Below are 18088 nucleotides of genomic sequence, written 5' to 3' on the forward strand. Positions count from 1 at the left end.
TCTTACTTATTTAACTTTGCTTCAATTTTTACAATTAATTCATCTTCTGTTGGAGCCGCGACTGGACGATTATTTACAAATGCGAATGATTTTTTACGACCAGGACCACAGTAAGACTGACATGCAACTTCAATCGTTGCACATGAATCTACTTTTTTTAACTTTGGAATCAACGTTTTAACGTTCGTTGCCTGACAATCATCGCACACACGAAATTCGTTTCCCATTATATATAACACTTCCTCTATTTTAAACTTTTCACAAGTACATTTAAAAATAAACACTAAATGGTATTTTACCGCTCTTTGAAGCTCGTTGCAAGTGTCCTTACAACGCTCTTTCTTCATATAATGTTACATATTTATATGCTCTCCTTCATAAGCTCTCATCATTCATAGCAAAATTTATACCTTTCATCGAAATCTACCATATTTTTAAAAGCTTTGTATAAAAGCTCATTTTTTTGCCCATTATAAAAATAGGAAGTTCATAAAAAGAAAGGGAGTTGAATCTATGAAAGTAAGACAAGATGCTTGGACGGATGAGGATGATTTATTACTTGCTGAAACTGTACTTCGTCACGTTCGAGAAGGAAGTACTCAATTAAATGCATTTGAAGAAGTGGGTGATCAATTAAATCGTACATCGGCTGCCTGTGGTTTCCGTTGGAATGCTGTTGTTCGCTATAGCTATGAACAAGCTCTTCAACTAGCAAAAAAACATCGTAAAGATAAAATGCGTGCTGCAAGCGGTGAACAAGCGAAAAAACGTTTACTTTATACACCACCAGCTTCAGATTCGATAACTGACTATGAAGAATTCGTACAAGAGGAATCAATTGTGCAATATAAAGAAGCTATTCCATATCAAGAACCTACTGTTCCTGCTGCAAAAGGCTCTATGACAATGCAAGATGTTATTTATTTTTTACAAACGGTCGGATCTTCAAATATAAAAGTGACAGCTCTTGAAAACGAGAATACGAGATTGAAACAAGAAATTAAATCACAAATCCTTCGAAATGAAGAACTAGAAAAGAAACTAGAAAAATTAGAAAAACAATCTCATACTGTACAAGAAGATTACGAAACACTTATGAATATTATGAACCGTGCTCGTAAGCTGGCAGTCATGGATGACGAAGAACGTTCTCAAACATCTTTCCGAATGGATCGAAACGGTAATTTAGAAAAAATTGCAGAATAAAAAGGATGCATTGTATGCATCCTTTTTATCATTTCACCTTTAAACTTTCCCTTTATATATGAAAAAACCCGTTTCTACATTTTTTGCTATAATAGAGATTGTCATTTTAAAGATAAGGGGTTAGTTATATGAGCAATTCCCGTTCCATTTTATCTCAGCCAGAGTGGCGTATTGTAGATCAGTCTAGTTTGGGACCAACATTCCATGCATTGCAGTCATTCGCAATGGATGACACACTGTGCACAAGCATTGGAAATGGTCAATCAGCTGCAACAATGCGTTCTTGGGTTCATCACAATACAATTGTTCTTGGCATTCAAGATTCACGCCTACCACACTTGGAAGAAGGTATTTCCTTTTTACAAGAAAACAACTTCAATGTTATCGTTCGTAATTCCGGTGGACTTGCAGTCGTACTTGATGAAGGTGTTTTAAACATATCACTTTTATTCCAAGAGACAGAAAAAGGTATCGATATTGATCTTGGATACGATACAATGTGGCATTTAATTAAGGAAATGTTAAACGATTACGATGTTACAATCGAGGCAAAAGAAATTGTTGGCTCTTACTGTCCTGGTAGCTATGACTTAAGTATTCGCAATCAAAAATTTGCTGGCATTTCACAGCGACGTATTCGCGGCGGTGTCGCTGTCCAAATTTATCTTTGTGCTACAGGAAGTGGCTCTGAGCGTGCCGCACTCGTTCGTGATTTCTACAACCTAGCCATTCAAGGAGAAGAAACACGCTTTACGTATCCTGAAATTGTACCGAGTACGATGGCTTCACTTTCAGAATTACTTGGCGAAACCATTACAGTACAAGATTTAATGATGCGCCTTTTAAAAACATTGCAGCAATTCGCTCCAAAGTTAACACCATCTCAATTAACAATAGATGAAATACCTTTATATGAGACGAATTTACAACGTATTATTGATCGTAACAATAAAGCACTTGGCTTAGAAAAATAAAGACCGTCGCTATAATAGCGACGGTCTTTATTTCGATTCATTATAGAATTAAAGTGCTTGAGCTGCTGTAATTAAAGCTAACTTGTACACTTCTTCTTCGTTACATCCGCGAGATAAATCATTTACAGGCATATTTAAACCTTGTAAGATTGGTCCTACTGCTTCGAAGTTACCTAAACGTTGAGCGATTTTGTAGCCAATATTACCAGCTTCTAAGCTTGGGAATACGAATACGTTAGCATCACCTTTAATTGTAGAACCTGGAGCTTTTTTCTCGGCTACAGATGGTACGAATGCAGCATCGAATTGGAATTCTCCATCTAAAGTTAATTCCGGAGCCATTTCTTTTGCAATACGAGTTGCTTCTACAACTTTTTCTGTTTCTGGAGATTTCGCAGAACCTTTTGTAGAGAAGCTTAACATAGCAACGCGTGGATCAATACCGAATAGTTCAGCAGTTTTCGCACTCTCGATACCAATTTCAGCTAAATCTTGGCTGTTTGGTGCAATGTTAATTGCACAATCAGCGAATACATATTTCTCTTCTTCACGTACCATGATGAATACGCCAGAAGTTTTTGTAACGCCTGGTTTTGTTTTAATGATTTGAAGTGCTGGACGAACTGTATCAGCTGTAGAGTGAGCTGCACCACTTACTAAACCGTGTGCTTTGCCCATGTATACAAGCATTGTACCGAAGTAGTTTTCGTCTTTAAGGATTTTGCGAGCGTCTTCTTCAGTTGCTTTACCTTTACGGCGTTCAACGAAAGATGCTACCATTGCATCCATTTCTTCGTATGTAGCTGGGTCATAAATATCAACGCCTGCTAATGTTAAATTCATGCTAGCAGCTTTTGCGCTAATTTCTTCTTTATTACCAACTAAGATTGGTTGTACTAACTCTTCTTTTGCTAAACGCTCTGCAGCGCCTAAAATTCTTTCATCAGTTCCTTCAGGAAGTACGATAGAAATGCCTTTTCCTTGAACTTTTTCTTTTACTGTTGTAAATAAGTTGCTCACGAATAAACCCTCCTACTTATGTTAAAAAAACTCTATCTTTAAGAATACTGCTTTTCCTCTCTATTTTAAACTTATAGCTCCCAAAAAATAGATAAAATGAAAATGATTATATTTTCATAAAATTCAGCCTAGAAATAACGCCCCTTTAAGCCTTATCCTCTCCTATTTTCAAATAAACTTAAATGTGACAATTTTATGCGCCAAAGCTTTATATAGATGATTTTAAAACTATATATGCTATAGTTAACGTGTAAAACTATCATTAACTGAGGTGAATAGAATGAGTGAAGCAACAACAACGTTAGATGGCTGGTATTGTTTACATGATTTACGTTCTATTGATTGGGCTGCATGGAAAACATTATCTAGCGACGAACGCGGACAAGCTGTGTCTGAATTTTTAAATGTCGTTGAAAAATGGAACGAAGTAGCTAGTGCGAAAAAAGGCAGTCATGCAATGTATACAGTTGTTGGCCAAAAAGCTGATATTATGCTTATGATTTTACGTCCAACAATGGAAGAGTTAAATGAAATTGAGACAGAATTGAATAAAACAACATTAGCTGAATATATGGTTCCTGCATACTCTTACGTATCTGTTGTTGAACTAAGCAACTACCTTCCAGCTGATGAAGATCCATATCAAAACCCACAAATCTTAGCTCGCTTATATCCAGAACTACCAAAAGCAAATCACATTTGCTTCTACCCAATGGACAAGCGTCGCCAAGGTGATGACAACTGGTACATGCTTCCTATGGAAGAACGTAAGAAAATGATGTACAGTCATAGTAAAATTGGTCGCCAGTACGCAGGTAAGGTACGCCAAGTTATTTCAGGGTCAGTTGGATTCGACGATTTTGAGTGGGGCGTAACATTATTCGCTGACGATGTTCTTCAATTTAAAAAACTTATATATGAAATGCGCTTCGATGAAGTAAGTGCTCGTTATGGTGAATTCGGAACATTTTTCGTTGGAAACATTTTACCAGACGAAAAGGTAGAGAAATTTTTACACATATAAATCGTGAAAAAGGAACGAATTTCGTTCCTTTTTTTATTACCCTCTATATTTCTCCTCAAAATACTTCTTTTCTCTGCAAATTTGAACAAAAATGGACAAATTCTTTTCAATTTCCTTACAAAATTGTAACCTTTCTATATCCAAATTTATGCTAAAATGGTACGAGCTACATGCTAATAACGATGCGAAGGTGATAATCTATATGAAGAAAATCTTGTCTATTTTACTAGCGTTTTTATTGTCAATTTCTTCCTTAGGAGTAACAACATCCCATGCGGAAGAAAAAATACACATTGAGGCGGCAGCTGCACTTTTATTTGATGCAGATACAGGAAAAATACTGCATGAACAAAATCCAGATGAATTACTAGCTATTGCTAGTATGTCAAAATTAATTGTTGTTTATGCCGTATTAGAAGCAATTAAAGAAGGAAAAATTACTTGGGATACAAAGGTAAACATTTCTGATTATGCTTATGAAGTTTCACGTAATAATGAATTCTCTAACGTTCCGTTTGAAAAGGGACGTCAATATACTGTAAGAGAATTATATCATTCTATCGTTATCTTCTCTGCAAACGGATCTAGTATTGCCTTAGCAGAACTTCTTGCAGGAAGTGAGAAGAACTTCTTGAATCTTGCAAATGAACATGCAAAAAAACTAGGGTTAAAGAAATATAAATTTGTAAACGCTACTGGGTTAAATAACGCTGACTTAAAAGGAAAACACCCTGAGGGAACGGATCCGAATGGAGAAAATTCCATGTCAGCTCGCGATATGGGTATGCTTTCAAAAACAATGATTACAAAGTATCCAGAAATGCTAGAGGATACAAAACAAAGATTTAGAAATTTCCCAGATAATCATCCGAAACCAATTCGTATGGAAAACTGGAACTGGATGTTACCAGGTGCTGCTTTCTCTTATGAAGGAACAGATGGTTTAAAAACTGGTAGTTCTGATACCGCTGGATATGGATTCACTATTACTGCTAAACGTGGTGATGTACGTCTTATTTCAGTTATTATTAAAACAAAATCAATGGACGAGCGCTTCACAGAATCTCGTAAATTAATCGAATACGGGTTTAATAACTTCGAAAAACAAAAGCTAAAAGTTGATAAAAATAATACAATCTCTGTAGTAAAAGGTAAAGAAGATCAAGTAACTGTTGTACCGGAAAAAGAAATAACAGTAATCGCGAAAAAAGGTAGCAAAGATCCTTATAAAATTGAGACTGAAGTAGATAAATCTCTTGCTGAAGATGGACATTTAGTTGCTCCTATTAAGAAAGATGCCAAAGTAGGCTCAATTACTTTAGAATCAACTGATAAATATGGTTTCTTAGACGGTAGTAAAAGGATGAAAGTTACTGCAAAAACGACAGAAGAAGTTGAAAAGGCAAATTGGTTCGTATTAACAATGCGCTCTATCGGAGATTTCTTCTCAAACTTATGGTCTAAAGTATTTTAATGATGGAAAGCTAGCTCACGCTAGCTTTTTTTATTTTCCTCTCTCCATGTAAAACTTCGTTTGGTTGTCATATCTGAGTCCTTTTTCTCATACGTATGAACTAGTAATCGTTACACACTTCATCTAGAAATAAACCTCTTTCCACAAGGTATTCCAAAAAGAGAGGTGACACATAATGGGTGTTATTGCTTATAACGAAGAAGATGTAAAGTTATTAGCTAGACTGATGCGTGCTGAAGCTGAAGGAGAAGGACAACAAGGAATGTTAATGGTCGGAAACGTAGGGGTAAATCGTGTCCGCGGAAATTGTTTAGATTTTAAAAAAATACGTAATTTACGTCAAATGGTTTATCAAAATCCTGGCGGTTTTGAGGCAACGCAAAAAGGGTATTTTTATCAGCGTGCAAGAGAACAAGATATCGCATTAGCAAGGCGAACGATTCAAGGACAACGTTTTTGGCCTGCAAATTTCGCCTTATGGTTTTTTAGACCTGAAGGTCCTTGCCCACCAACTTGGTATGACCAACAAAACTCTGGACGTTTTAAAAAGCACTGCTTCTTCCAACCATCTGCCGGGGATTGCCCTAGCGTATATTAAGGAATGAAAACGAGGAGGGATTTTTGAATGGCACAGCAACAAAACCCTTATTATGGAACAGGTTTTTATCAACCATCTGGAACTTATGCACAACAGCAACAAATGACCCCACAGCAACAGCAACAACAGCAAGCGATGCAACAACAAGCTGCGCAAGCTCAATATGCCGTTTCTCAAGGCATGTTACCATTAGAACAGTCGTATATTGAAAATATTCTTCGCTTGAACAAAGGCAAGCAAGCCACCGTAGTAATGACTTATGAGCGTGGTAGTTCACTCGGTACACAATCTTATACAGGTATTATTGAGGCAGCTGGACGTGATCACATCGTTATTAGTGAACCGCAATCGGGGAAACGTTTTTTACTACTAATGATTTACTTAGATTATGTAGAATTCCCAGAAGAAATTATGTATTTACCTAGTCAACAAGCAACTTATGCTCCAAGACCATAAAAAAAGCTGGCATATGCCAGCTTTTGTTTTTTTATAAGCCTTTTACAACTGCAGTTCCGACTAAGATCCATGCCACGATAAACGCTACACCACCAAGAGGTGTAATTGGGCCAAAGAACTTAATACCTGTCGTACTTAATGCATACAAACTACCTGAAAACATAATAATCCCAGCTACCATAAGCCAGCCAGCAGTAGTTAAAAGTGATGATTGAATTTTATCCATTAATAAAGCAACTACGAATAGTCCACCTGCATGAAACATTTGATATGTAACGCCTGTTTTCCAAACTTCTAACATTTTTGCAGAAACTTTATTTTCTAAACCGTGTGCTCCAAAAGCCCCTAGCGCAACAGATAGCCCTGCCGCAATACAACCTAGTAAAAAGAAAATTTTCATCTTAATTCCCCTTTTTTTACCTTTATCATAAGCAATTTTTTCATATAAGCCAAACGATTTATCTTCTAAAAATCAAATAAAGAATTACCGTTTGCGCCTTCTTCTTTTATATACACAGGTTCTCCCGAAACCGGCATAACTGGTTGAACTGTCGTCATAGGCTGAGATCCAATTACTTGTGATGGAATCTCAGGTTCTCTATACATAGAAGGCTCAGCTTGTTCATCTAATAATAAATCACATAACGCTCGCACAACTAATAAATGCGCTTTTGATTGTTGCCCTTCACTGCTTTTTGCCTTTGCAATTTCATTCGCCATTTTATTTAAAATCTTATCGCTCGATATTTGCATTCCTTGTCACCTCTTACTTTGTAGTTCTTTCTCAAATTGTCCTAGCTTCTCTACTGAACCAAACACTATTATCATATCATGTTCTTGTAGTTTTTCCTGCCCCGTTGGATTATGTATAACATCCCCATTTCTCAAAATCGCTAAAATTGTTACATCAAATTGATTTCTCACATCACTCTCTAGTAACGATTTACTAGCTAAAATAGAACCCTTGCCGACTGCAATTTCTTCAATTACAAATGACTGTTCCATGCCATATAGTACTGTATCAATATAATGAACTGTTAGCGGATTCGCAATACCTTTTGCAATATGAATTCCTGCCATGCTAGATGGATTAATCACCTTATTTGCCCCAGCACGCTTTAATTTGTCTTCGGTTTCTGGTTTTTCCGCTCTTGCCACAATTTTAATTGCATCGTTTAGCCCTCTTGCCGTTAATGTAATAAATACATTTTCAGCATCATTTGCTACGATAGCAACTAAACCAGCTGCCTTTGAAATTCCAGCATGATGTAATACTTGGTCTTCCGTTGCATCTCCGTGTACAAATAAAAGCTTTTCCTGTTCCAATATACTCTCATCTTTATCAACAACGACAAATGGGATTTTCTTTTCTTGCAATTCATGTACAACTTGAAGCCCCACTCTACCGCAACCACATACGATAATATGATTTTGTAACTGTGCTATTTGTTTATCCATCTTCTTCCTCCGTACTGCATGAAATAAATTCCCTTCAATAATCATAGCTGCCACTACACCAATTGCATACGTAACAATACCGACACCAACAGGTATAATAAGGAGTGCAAATACTTTCCCCGCTTGCGTTACAGGAACGGCATCTCCGTATCCAACAGTCAATACAGTAATCATCGTCATCCAAAATGCTTGAAACAAACTAATCTCTTCAATCATCATAAATCCTAGCGTTCCTAGAATTACAACAAAAGTCATACATATAACTGCTATCCATAATTGCTTCCGTGCATTCATATTGCGCTTCAACTCTTTTCTCTATCTACAATCTTTGCCAGTGGAAATGAAATACATATATACTAGATACGGAATCTATGAAAGAGGTTGATATAATGAAAACATTTCTTTCCGCCTTACAATGGGCACTATTTATTTTAGCTGGAAGCCTTATTGTACCAATTAGCGTCGCAACTAATTATGGTCTCGATGGCGCTGAAGCTATTGCATTCGTACAAAGAACATTATTTGTTCTTGGCTTTGCTGGCCTACTGCAAGCTATATTTGGGCATAAACTTCCTATTCAAGAAGGTCCTGCTGGACTTTGGTGGGGTATTTTCTCCCTTTATGCAAGTTTAGGTGTCGTATTATTTGGATCCAGCAATGAAACGCTTAAAGTCCTTCAGTACGCTTTCCTATTAAGTGGTATCATTTGTATTATTCTTAGTGTTTTTGGACTAATCGATAAACTAGTCCGCTATTTTACACCGACAGTCATTGGAACATATTTATTTCTTCTTGTCGCGCAACTTAGCGGGTCCTTCTTAAAGGGAATGTTCGGTCTTGACGGACAACATACAGAGGTACAAGCTGACGTATTTATTCTTTCACTCATTGTTATTTTACTATCCTTTTTCATCATGAAGCTACCTATTATTGGACAATATTCCGTTCTTTTCAGTATCGTCTGCGGCTGGATATTATTCGCATGCTTCGGATTATCAAATCCAGTAACGCCTGTGACAGATATAATCCGTTTTCCGTCTCTATTTGTTTTCGGAATGCCTCGTATTGAATGGAACATGGCAATTACGGTAGTTTTCGTTACACTATTACTTCTAACAAATATGTTAGCAAGTATTCGCGTTGTGCAAAGGATTGTCTCTAAGTATGAAAAGAATGCAGCACCAGATCGTTTCAAACAAGCCGGTATTATAACAGGAATAAATCAATTACTAGGAGGCCTTTTTTCAGCTATTGGACCTGTTGCGATTTCTGGATCAGCAGGATTTATTGCAACGACTAATATTTATAAACGACTCCCATTTATGTTAGGGTCAAGCTTTATTATTTCTGTTAGTATATTCCCAAAGATTACTTCATTCTTTGCGGCGATACCTGTCGCAGTCGGATATGCTGCCATTTACCCTGTATTTGCAAGCATGATTGGTCTTGCCTTTCGCGAATACGAAACAGTACAAGATAAAGAACGGTTATTTAAAGTAGCAGGTCTTTCAATCTTTACAGGAGTCGGAGTTATGTTTGTTCCAGCAGGAGCATTTTCTACACTCCCGCCGTTTCTAGCATCGTTTTTAAGTAATGGTCTTGTTCTCGGATCTGTAATGGCAATTTTGCTCGAAATACTATTTTCTCGTTCTACAGAAAAACAACCATCGTAAATTGGAAAACTTCCATTATTGCACTCTATCTTTAGAGTTGTTACGATAATGATAAAGTTAAACTTTAATCAATGAGAGCTATTCATCTTTACTAATGATTAGCTCTCACCGATCGGGCATTAGCAGTATAAATTATCATGGGCAACGTGCTCGTGATAATTTATACTAAAAACACAGAACTTCTCCTAGCTTCACATAAAGAAGTTCGATGTCTTACTATATATTCCCCAATATCTTCATAAAACTTTATTTCTATTTCAACAAAGAGAGGAATTTTCAATATGACTTATAAAATGATTGTTTTAGACTTAGATGATACTTTATTACGTGACGACCATACCATTTCACCTCGTACGAAAGAGGCTCTAATGACTGCACAAGAGCAAGGTGTAAAAGTTGTACTTGCTTCTGGACGTCCAACGTTTGGTATGCGCAATGTAGCGAAAGAACTTCGTTTAGAAGAATACGGTAGTTTCATTCTATCTTTTAATGGCGCAAAAATTATTAACTGTAAAACAAACGAAGAAATCTTTAGTAGTACGCTATCTCCTGAAATCGTTCACAACCTATTTGAAATTAGTAAAAATGAAGATGTATGGATTCATACTTACATTGGCGATGCTATCGTAACGGAAGAAAATAATCCTTATACTGAAATTGAGGGCGATATTACTGGTATGCCAATTGTTGTAGTAGATGACTTTAAAGCTGCTGTTAAAGAGCCTGTAGTAAAAGTATTAATGAATAAAGAAGCTGAACGCCTTGTTGTAGTAGAAAAGAAACTACAAAAACAATTAGAAGGTCAATTAAGCGTTATGCGTTCGAAACCATTCTTCTTAGAATTTACTGAAGCTGGTGTTACAAAAGGAACGAGCTTAAACCAATTAATTCAAAAGCTAGACATTAAGCGTGAAGAAGTTATCGCAATGGGCGATAGCTATAACGACCAGGCAATGATTGAATTCGCTGGTCTTGGTGTTGCAATGGGCAATGCACCAGATGATATTAAAGAAATTGCAAACTACGTAACAGATACAAATATGAACGATGGTGTTGCAAAAGTTGTAGAGAAATTTGTATTAAAAAGAGAAGCGCTCGTTTAATATTTTCACCCATAAAACCTATTTGAAGTCAAACACTTCAAATAGGTTTTTATTTAAATTCTCATGTTTTTGTGACTATATTTTGAACTTTGCACTATTCTCGTAGTGTAAACTTTCTTTTTGTATATAATGAAACAAAATAGACTATTTTATTTTGAAAAAGAATACAAATTTACTATAAACAAGCATACGTTAAAGGAGGCTACTTTATGTTATCTACACCAATCGGACGATTAAGAGCAATCGGCTTAATTGAGGGGATTTCTTTCCTATTACTATTATTTGTAGCAATGCCATTAAAATATTTTGCAGGATTTGCAACAGCCGTTAAAATTACAGGTATGGCTCATGGTGTTTTATTTATTCTATTTATCTTTGCGGTAATTCAAGTAACAATCGTACACCGCAAATCAATTGCATGGGCACTTGGGGCATTTGTTTCATCAGTTATCCCATTCGGTACTTTTGTACTAGATGCAAAATTAAAGAACGAGCAACAATGATAACAAAAAGGTAGTTAACGACTGTTAACTACCTTTTTTATTTACAAATTTGGAATTTCCCAATCAATTTTCCTTTCACCCATATTAGCTAAAATCGTATTTACTTTAGAGTATGGTTTACTACCAAAGAAACCACGTCTTGCTGACAACGGGCTTGGATGTACAGATTCGATAATATGATGATTTGAATTTGTAATTAACTTTTTCTTCGCCTGTGCATGACGTCCCCACAATATGAAAATAACTGGCTTTTCACGTTCATTCAACAGTTCAATCACACGATCTGTGAAGTGTTCCCATCCTTTTCCCTTATGAGAATTTGCTTCACTTTGACGAACTGTTAATACTGTATTTAGTAGTAATACTCCTTGCTCTGCCCACTTTACTAAATAACCGTTATTCGGAATTTCATAACCATATTCATCTCGAAGTTCTTTATACATATTTAACAATGATGGTGGTGTTTTAACACCAGGTTGTACAGAAAAACTTAAACCATGCGCTTGATTCGGTCCATGATATGGATCTTGTCCTAAAATAACAACCTTTGTATTTTCATAACTTGTATACTGAAGAGCGTTAAAAATAGCTTCTACCTTCGGATAAACAACATGTGTACTATACTCTTCTTTCAAAAAATCAGCCAACTTGCGATAATATTCTTTCTCAAATTCTGGTGCCAATAATGGTCCCCAATCATTTTTTAAAACATTTTCCATACTTTCACTTCCTGTTCAATTAATTCACCATATCCTGCTTTGTAAATACTACAAATGAAATAATAAGAGATACAACTCCCCAAACAGTTAAATTCATTAAAGAAAATCCCATGGATAAACCTTGTAATGCAGGTAGTTTTCCTGATAAATAATCCGTTAATGATAAATTCACACTAAAAATATATTTCGCACCTTCCCAAGATGTTGCGAATGAGCTTAAAATACCACCTGCGATTAATGCGGCTAGCATAATGCCCATACCAGCTGGTGTATTTCGAATTAAAACAGAAACCATAAATGATATAGTTCCGACAACGATAGCAACGAACCAAGCTAATCCGTACGCCATTAAGATGTATTGCCACTGCGGAATAAGATGCACAAAGTTTGTATTTAACGTTTCCTTATCAATGACGAATCCTGTTAACACAGGTAAATTCCATCCTGAGTATCCAAATACAAGCCCTGATAATACGTAAGCAAACAGACCAACAAGAAACAGTATGAATGAAATGAAAAATAACATCGTCACGTACTTACTCAGGAGTATTTTCCAGCGCCGAATCGGCCGCGTGAGCAACATTTTCATCGTTCCATCACTTCTTTCTCCTGAAACAATGTCAATAGCGACAATCATGACAAGAAGCGGAATAAACAATGTAATTCCTTGCTCAATAAACGCCCTTACAAAAGTTGGTGCGCCCGGTGCCATCGGGTTAATATCATGATCTAAATAATATTGTTGCTGCTCCACTCTTACCTTTAGCCAATCACGCCATTCTTCTGGTAATCTAGAGTTATTCAAGCGGTTTTGAGAATCAACAATTTGTTGTTGTAATGAAACTTTCCAATCCGTTGTACCTAGTCTTTTCTGTGTCGTTTCTACTTCACGATACTGCGCATACACGAAAAGTGGAATCAAGATTGCTAAAATAAGCATGACAACAAAAATACGTTTCTTACGATAAATTTTTTCCGATTCATTTAAGACTAGATTCGCAAATTCACGCATGCTGCTCACCCCTTGTGAGTTCAATAAATAAATCTTCTAGCGTAAATACAAGCTCCTTAACACTATGCACATCTATCCCATTTTCTACAAAGTGTCTATTCCAACTACTTATAGATGAGATATCCATGCGGCATAGTAATCGGTCACCTTCTATACTCACTTCTCTTACTTCTTCAGCATCTTCTAGCATATCTTTTGCCTTAGAAATCGGTGTAACAATCCATTCTACACGATCACTTGCTGTTTTAATTAACTCTTCAACCTTGGCAACTGTTATCATTTTTCCTTTATGAATAATCGCAACCCGATCGCATATCATTTGTACTTCGCTTAGCAAGTGACTTGAAATAAACACACTCATATTTTCTTCTTTCACAAGCTTATGTATAAATTCCCTAAGTTCTCTAATTCCAGCTGGGTCTAAACCATTTGTTGGCTCATCTAATATGAGCAATTTTGGGTTTCCAAGAAGCGCTTGCGCAATGCCAAGGCGCTGTTTCATACCAAGTGAGTATGTTTTTACCTTATCGTGAATTCTTTCATCCAAATGAACCATTTGAGCAATTTCAATAATACGTTCATCTGATATATCACCCAGCATACGGGCAAATTGTTTTAAATTTTCCCATCCCGTTAAATATGTATACAGTTCTGGGTTTTCAACGATACTCCCAATTTGACGCATCGCTTCTCTGAAATTTTCCTTAATAGAATAACCACCGATAGAAATCGTACCTTCTGTTTCTTTAATCAATCCAACTAACATTCGAATGGTAGTCGTTTTCCCTGCGCCATTCGGTCCTAGGAAGCCAAACACTTCTCCTTGTTTTACATCGAAGGAAATATTCTCTACAATTGTCTTCTTTCCAATTACCTTCTTCACGTCTCGTACGGAAAGTATCGTCGTCATTTTACCCCTCCTTGTTCTAGTTTTAATTTACTCGTAACATTTTGAACTAATCGGTCCGCCATATATGTATACCCTACTTCATTCGGATGGAAATGATCGGAGTATAATAAATCTTTCCCTCGGTTTTGGAATAAATCAAATGTCGGTGTAATATACACATTTTTATTATTTATCGCCAATTTTTCTAAAGATGCATTCCAATCTACAACAATGTTTGAAGACCCTTTTAAATCTTCTACATCTTCAAAAGGATTATATAAACCTAGCCAAAAAATAGGGCTATCTGTATTTAACTTACGAATTTCTTCTATAATTTTCTTCGCTTCATTCTGGAATGTTTCTGTATCAGGACGGTATGTTTCTAAATCTATCTTTCCAAGCGATTCCCAACCTGGAAATAAATCATTTCCTCCAATCGTTAAAACGATTACATCTGCTTGCTTAATTGAATATTGAGCGCCACTACTCTCAATTTGTTTTAATAAGTCAGGCATTTTCGCACCACTAACCGCTAAGTTAGTTAAGGCAATCTTTTGCTTATAATCTTTTTGTAAATCTTCTTTCGTCCGTCCAATATAGCCAATTCCTTCTTTATCACCAACACCGCGTGTTAATGAATCACCTAAACTAACGATTTGTAATGTTCCTGTTTTCCTTTTCTCTTTTGCCACTACATCGGTCTTTTTAATTAAATTTGAAGCTTTCGGATTTAATACATCATTTACCCCTGAAACAAAACCATATGCAAATAAACAGAAAGATGCAATTGTAATGAGTAGAATTACTTTTACTACTTTTGATCTCATATCAAAACCCCTTTTAGCCCTCATAGATTGTCCATAATTATACCAAACGCAATTTTGAAAAGCGATTTTCACAACTTCTCTATTATGTTGTTTCCCTGTGTACTAATTCTGGTGATAACTCTACGTGCTTTACATCTATTTTCTCATCATTAATCTTTTCATATAATAATTCAAATGCCTTCACGCCAACATTTTTACTACAATACGAAATCGTCGTAATGCCTAAAATATCTGCGACATCTTGATCATCACAACCGATAATCGTAATATCTTCTGGAATACGAATTCCTTGTTTTTTTGCTTCCGTTACCATCCCCGCCGCAATATGATTGCAAGATACAAGAAATGCAGTTGGCTTTACCGACATATGGGCCCATTCCCTGATTACATTACGTCCATCTTCCACCGTAAAACAGCCCTTAAACTTCCAGGCTTCTATCGGTGTTACAGCAATCTGTTGAAGCGAATCCTCATATGCTTGTTTTCTTCTCTGACTATTAATGCTATTACTTCTTCCAATGCAATACCCAATACTTGTATGGCCGGCATCTATTAAGCTCTTCATACCGCGCGAAAAGACTTTATAGTAATCAATATGCACACTCGAAATGAAATTCGAGTCTATTTCTTCACACATAACAATTGGACCAAATTTCGTATATTCTTCAAGCTTTTCCTTACTATTTGCTCGAGAACATATAATAACCCCATCAAGCTTTTTCATTTTTAACATATTCAAAATTTCTAATTCTCTTTCCTCACTATAATTCGTCTGACAAAGCATCATATTATAGTTATTCTTTGCTGTTTCCTTTGATATTCCCTCGATAATAGCGCTATAATATTGATCATTTACGTGCGGTAATAAAACACCAATGACATTCGTTTTTCCTTTCACTAAATGAATTGCATTCACATTTTGCGTATAATTTAATTCTTCTATAATTGCTAAAATTTCTTTTCGTTTCTGTTCATTCACATATGGATGATTATTCAGTACACGTGAAACAGTTGAAACAGATACTCCAGCAAGTTCAGCAATCTTCCTTATATTCGTCATCTCATTTTCCCCTTCTCTGCAAAAATTCTCCCTTGACCTGGTAAGCTTTCCACAATATATCCTTTCCTAGCAAATACATGTTGAAAGGATATACAACTATGCTTCGATTCAAATTAGAATATATATTTTTCATTGGCGGTCTACTCACTCTCGCCATCGGTATTAATATGATGACGACAATTACTTCCTTTGGACTTAGCCCTTATGATTCCTTCTTTATTGCACTATATCAAAATTTTGGGATAAGTATCGGTTTTTGGATTTTCATAATTAATTTTGCATTTACACTTATCGTACTCTTTTGGAATAAAAAACAAATAACAATTGGTACAATTGTAACGATGGTTCTTATTTCGCTTTTTGTTGATTGGATTGGTTCCATTACCACTATTATGGACGCTATCCGCTCTCTTCCAAAATATATAACACTTATTTGTGGAAATCTATTTGTTGGAGCTGGAATCGGTCTTTACGTCTCTACAAACCTTTGCGCGGCGCCTCAAGAAGCTTTCGTTTTGACAGTTGCTGAGAAAAAGAAGTGGACGTTTAGAAGAACAGAAATTTCATTAGCGTTTTTATTTTTAACATTAAGCTTTTTATTAGATGGACCTATCTATTTTGGAACAATCATCTTATCCTTTACAACAGGCTGGATTATCCAAGCATTTATTCAAATTGGCACGCAGATTTTGAATAGAAAAAAACCTATTAAGCAAGCCGCTTAATAGGTTTTTTATTAGAGGAGATACTACTTAGCATCCCCTTCAATTCGATAGTTTGCTTTCAAACAATCTATTTCTTCATACCCTTGCAACGTATGTAGAATATAATCATAATCAGCAAGAGACGCACGATGCGTCACAATTACAATTTCAGCCTTCCCTTTCTCTTCAAGCGGCATTTGAATAATCTTTTCAAAGCTAACGCCACGCTCAGAGAATAATGAAGTAATTTTTGCAAATACACCAATTTCATCTTTTACATGAAGTCTTAAAAACTTCTTCACAACAATTTCGTCTGGCTCTTTTAATACCTTTTTATACTGCGGGGATACCGCACTATTTCCGTTTACACCTAATCGAATATTTTGCATTACAGCTACTAAATCTGAAACAACAGCTGTTGCTGTCGGTAAACTTCCTGCACCTGGTCCATAAAACATCGTTTCCCCGACCGCTTCACCGTACACATATACAGCGTTATATTCATTTTGCACGGCCGCAAGAGGATGTGTATTTGGAAGTAGCGTCGGTTCAACTGTAACCTCTAATTTTTCACCATCCCGCTTCGCAAGACCGATTAATTTAATCGTGTATCCTAAACTCTTACTGTATTCAATATCTTCCTCTGTAATAGAAGTAATCCCTTTTACCTTCACATCTCCAAGCTCTACATTTGTAGAGAAACCAAGGGTAGCCAAAATTGTCATTTTTCTTGCCGCATCTAAACCTTCCACATCTGATGTTGGATCTGCTTCTGCAAATCCAAGTTGCTGAGCTTCTTTTAACACGTCGTTATATGCTCTCCCTTCATCTGACATTTTCGTCAAAATAAAATTTGTCGTTCCATTTACAATTCCCATTACTTTCGTAATAAGATCTGAAGAAAGTCCTTCTACGATACTTCGTAAAATCGGAATCCCTCCAGCTACACTTGCTTCATAAAACAAATCAGCTTTATTATCTTTTGCTACCGCTAAGAGTTCCGCACCATGTAACGCCATTAAATCTTTATTGGCAGTCACAACATGCTTCCCACTTTGTAAAGCTTGCAAAATATATACTTTTGCATCATCAATGCCACCCATCACTTCAATGACAACGTCAATATTTGGATTATCTAAAATTTCATTTGCATCTTGTGTTAATAGAGTAGAAGGTACCTCTACCTCTCTCTCTTTTTCAATATTTTGTACTAGTACTTTCGTTACTTTTACAGGACAACCTACTTGGTGTATAAGTCGCTCTTGATGATCTGTAATGATACGAACTACACCACTACCAACTGTCCCAAGACCTAATAAACCAACTTGAATTTCTTTCATAATACTGTCCACCCCTCAAAAATTGTGTTTAGATGAAATTATATGAGT

Annotated in this window: 21 protein-coding genes; 10 read left to right on the forward strand and 11 right to left on the reverse strand. The window is 36.1% G+C overall.

Annotated elements, in window-relative coordinates; translation table 11 throughout:
- Positions 1–2: 2 nt before the first annotated feature.
- A complete protein-coding gene (locus JDS82_RS19205) occupies positions 3–227 on the reverse strand; it encodes a YuzB family protein (RefSeq protein ID WP_000526075.1) in 225 nt (74 codons plus the stop codon).
- Between the two features lie 286 nt (positions 228–513).
- Here JDS82_RS19205 and JDS82_RS19210 point away from each other — a divergent pair, with 286 nt between their 5' ends.
- Together JDS82_RS19210 and lipL are read left to right on the forward strand one after the other, a co-directional pair.
- Positions 514–1206 carry an RsfA family transcriptional regulator gene (locus tag JDS82_RS19210; RefSeq protein WP_000868353.1) on the forward strand — a complete coding sequence of 231 codons (693 nt, stop codon included), beginning with the start codon at positions 514–516 and terminating at the stop codon, positions 1204–1206.
- Between the two features lie 128 nt (positions 1207–1334).
- Entirely contained in the window at positions 1335–2180 is an 846-nt protein-coding gene (gene lipL / locus JDS82_RS19215; RefSeq protein WP_000071958.1) for an octanoyl-[GcvH]:protein N-octanoyltransferase, read from the forward strand.
- 48 nt (positions 2181–2228) lie between these two features.
- Here the strand turns inward: lipL and pta are convergent, their stop codons facing one another.
- Positions 2229–3200, reverse strand: a complete 972-nt coding sequence (gene pta / locus JDS82_RS19220) for a phosphate acetyltransferase (protein ID WP_000067226.1) — start codon at positions 3198–3200, stop codon at positions 2229–2231.
- 280 nt (positions 3201–3480) lie between these two features.
- Between pta and hemQ the strand changes: the two genes are divergently transcribed.
- The 4 genes from hemQ to gerQ all read left to right on the forward strand — a co-directional run bounded on the left by hemQ (position 3481) and on the right by gerQ (position 6752).
- Positions 3481–4224, forward strand: a complete 744-nt coding sequence (gene hemQ / locus JDS82_RS19225; RefSeq protein WP_001287590.1) for a hydrogen peroxide-dependent heme synthase — start codon at positions 3481–3483, stop codon at positions 4222–4224.
- Positions 4225–4426: 202 nt separating this feature from the next.
- Entirely contained in the window at positions 4427–5698 is a 1272-nt protein-coding gene (locus JDS82_RS19230; protein WP_199713769.1) for a serine hydrolase, read from the forward strand.
- A gap of 175 nt (positions 5699–5873) precedes the next feature.
- Positions 5874–6296, forward strand: a complete 423-nt coding sequence (gene cwlJ / locus JDS82_RS19235; RefSeq protein WP_000538157.1) for a cell wall hydrolase CwlJ — start codon at positions 5874–5876, stop codon at positions 6294–6296.
- Positions 6297–6323: 27 nt separating this feature from the next.
- Positions 6324–6752, forward strand: coding sequence for a spore coat protein GerQ (gene gerQ / locus JDS82_RS19240; RefSeq protein WP_000068635.1), 429 nt, complete (start codon positions 6324–6326; stop codon positions 6750–6752).
- A 31-nt stretch (positions 6753–6783) separates the two neighbouring features.
- On the opposite strand, the gene JDS82_RS19245 is transcribed toward gerQ, so the two are convergent.
- The 3 genes from JDS82_RS19245 to JDS82_RS19255 all read right to left on the reverse strand — a co-directional run bounded on the left by JDS82_RS19245 (position 6784) and on the right by JDS82_RS19255 (position 8504).
- On the reverse strand, positions 6784–7152 hold the full coding sequence (locus JDS82_RS19245) for a DUF423 domain-containing protein (RefSeq protein WP_000688322.1): 369 nt from the start codon (positions 7150–7152) through the stop codon (positions 6784–6786).
- A gap of 65 nt (positions 7153–7217) precedes the next feature.
- The gene (locus tag JDS82_RS19250) at positions 7218–7505 is read right to left on the reverse strand and encodes a YwdI family protein (RefSeq protein ID WP_001167358.1); all 288 of its coding nucleotides are present in this window, start codon (positions 7503–7505) and stop codon (positions 7218–7220) included.
- Between the two features lie 6 nt (positions 7506–7511).
- A complete protein-coding gene (locus JDS82_RS19255; protein WP_000993991.1) occupies positions 7512–8504 on the reverse strand; it encodes a potassium channel family protein in 993 nt (330 codons plus the stop codon).
- Between the two features lie 95 nt (positions 8505–8599).
- On the opposite strand from JDS82_RS19255, the gene JDS82_RS19260 reads away from it, so the two are divergent.
- The 3 genes from JDS82_RS19260 (at position 8600) to JDS82_RS19270 (ending at position 11489) form a co-directional block, all read left to right on the forward strand.
- Positions 8600–9883 carry a purine/pyrimidine permease gene (locus tag JDS82_RS19260; protein ID WP_048566730.1) on the forward strand — a complete coding sequence of 428 codons (1284 nt, stop codon included), beginning with the start codon at positions 8600–8602 and terminating at the stop codon, positions 9881–9883.
- Positions 9884–10164: 281 nt separating this feature from the next.
- On the forward strand, positions 10165–10986 hold the full coding sequence (locus JDS82_RS19265; protein WP_048566731.1) for a Cof-type HAD-IIB family hydrolase: 822 nt from the start codon (positions 10165–10167) through the stop codon (positions 10984–10986).
- Positions 10987–11195: 209 nt separating this feature from the next.
- Entirely contained in the window at positions 11196–11489 is a 294-nt protein-coding gene (locus JDS82_RS19270) for a DUF3817 domain-containing protein (RefSeq protein ID WP_000953389.1), read from the forward strand.
- 41 nt (positions 11490–11530) lie between these two features.
- On the opposite strand, the gene JDS82_RS19275 is transcribed toward JDS82_RS19270, so the two are convergent.
- Genes JDS82_RS19275 through JDS82_RS19295 form a run of 5 tightly spaced genes read right to left on the reverse strand, consistent with a single transcriptional unit; the run spans position 11531 to position 15996 of the window.
- Positions 11531–12208 (reverse strand): uracil-DNA glycosylase, encoded by a 678-nt coding sequence (locus JDS82_RS19275; RefSeq protein ID WP_000432536.1) that lies wholly within the window; start codon positions 12206–12208, stop codon positions 11531–11533.
- A gap of 19 nt (positions 12209–12227) precedes the next feature.
- A complete protein-coding gene (locus JDS82_RS19280) occupies positions 12228–13220 on the reverse strand; it encodes an ABC transporter permease subunit (RefSeq protein WP_048566732.1) in 993 nt (330 codons plus the stop codon).
- On the reverse strand, positions 13213–14130 hold the full coding sequence (locus JDS82_RS19285) for an ABC transporter ATP-binding protein (RefSeq protein ID WP_000207734.1): 918 nt from the start codon (positions 14128–14130) through the stop codon (positions 13213–13215). The genes JDS82_RS19280 and JDS82_RS19285 overlap by 8 nt, the downstream gene beginning before the upstream one ends.
- Positions 14127–15008 (reverse strand): SGNH/GDSL hydrolase family protein, encoded by an 882-nt coding sequence (locus JDS82_RS19290; protein ID WP_170771082.1) that lies wholly within the window; start codon positions 15006–15008, stop codon positions 14127–14129. The genes JDS82_RS19285 and JDS82_RS19290 overlap by 4 nt, the downstream gene beginning before the upstream one ends.
- Positions 15009–15018: 10 nt before the next feature.
- Positions 15019–15996: a LacI family DNA-binding transcriptional regulator gene (locus JDS82_RS19295; protein ID WP_000181971.1), complete on the reverse strand. Its 978-nt coding sequence runs from the start codon at positions 15994–15996 to the stop codon at positions 15019–15021.
- Between the two features lie 98 nt (positions 15997–16094).
- On the opposite strand from JDS82_RS19295, the gene JDS82_RS19300 reads away from it, so the two are divergent.
- Entirely contained in the window at positions 16095–16721 is a 627-nt protein-coding gene (locus JDS82_RS19300; protein ID WP_064449091.1) for a YczE/YyaS/YitT family protein, read from the forward strand.
- 23 nt (positions 16722–16744) lie between these two features.
- Here the strand turns inward: JDS82_RS19300 and JDS82_RS19305 are convergent, their stop codons facing one another.
- Complete coding sequence (locus JDS82_RS19305; RefSeq protein ID WP_000659111.1) at positions 16745–18040, reverse strand: homoserine dehydrogenase; 1296 nt, start codon at positions 18038–18040, stop codon at positions 16745–16747.
- Between the last annotated feature and the right edge of the window lie 48 nt (positions 18041–18088).

Source organism: Bacillus cereus group sp. N14, from assembly GCF_016483555.1.
Classification (GTDB): domain Bacteria; phylum Bacillota; class Bacilli; order Bacillales; family Bacillaceae_G; genus Bacillus_A; species Bacillus_A wiedmannii.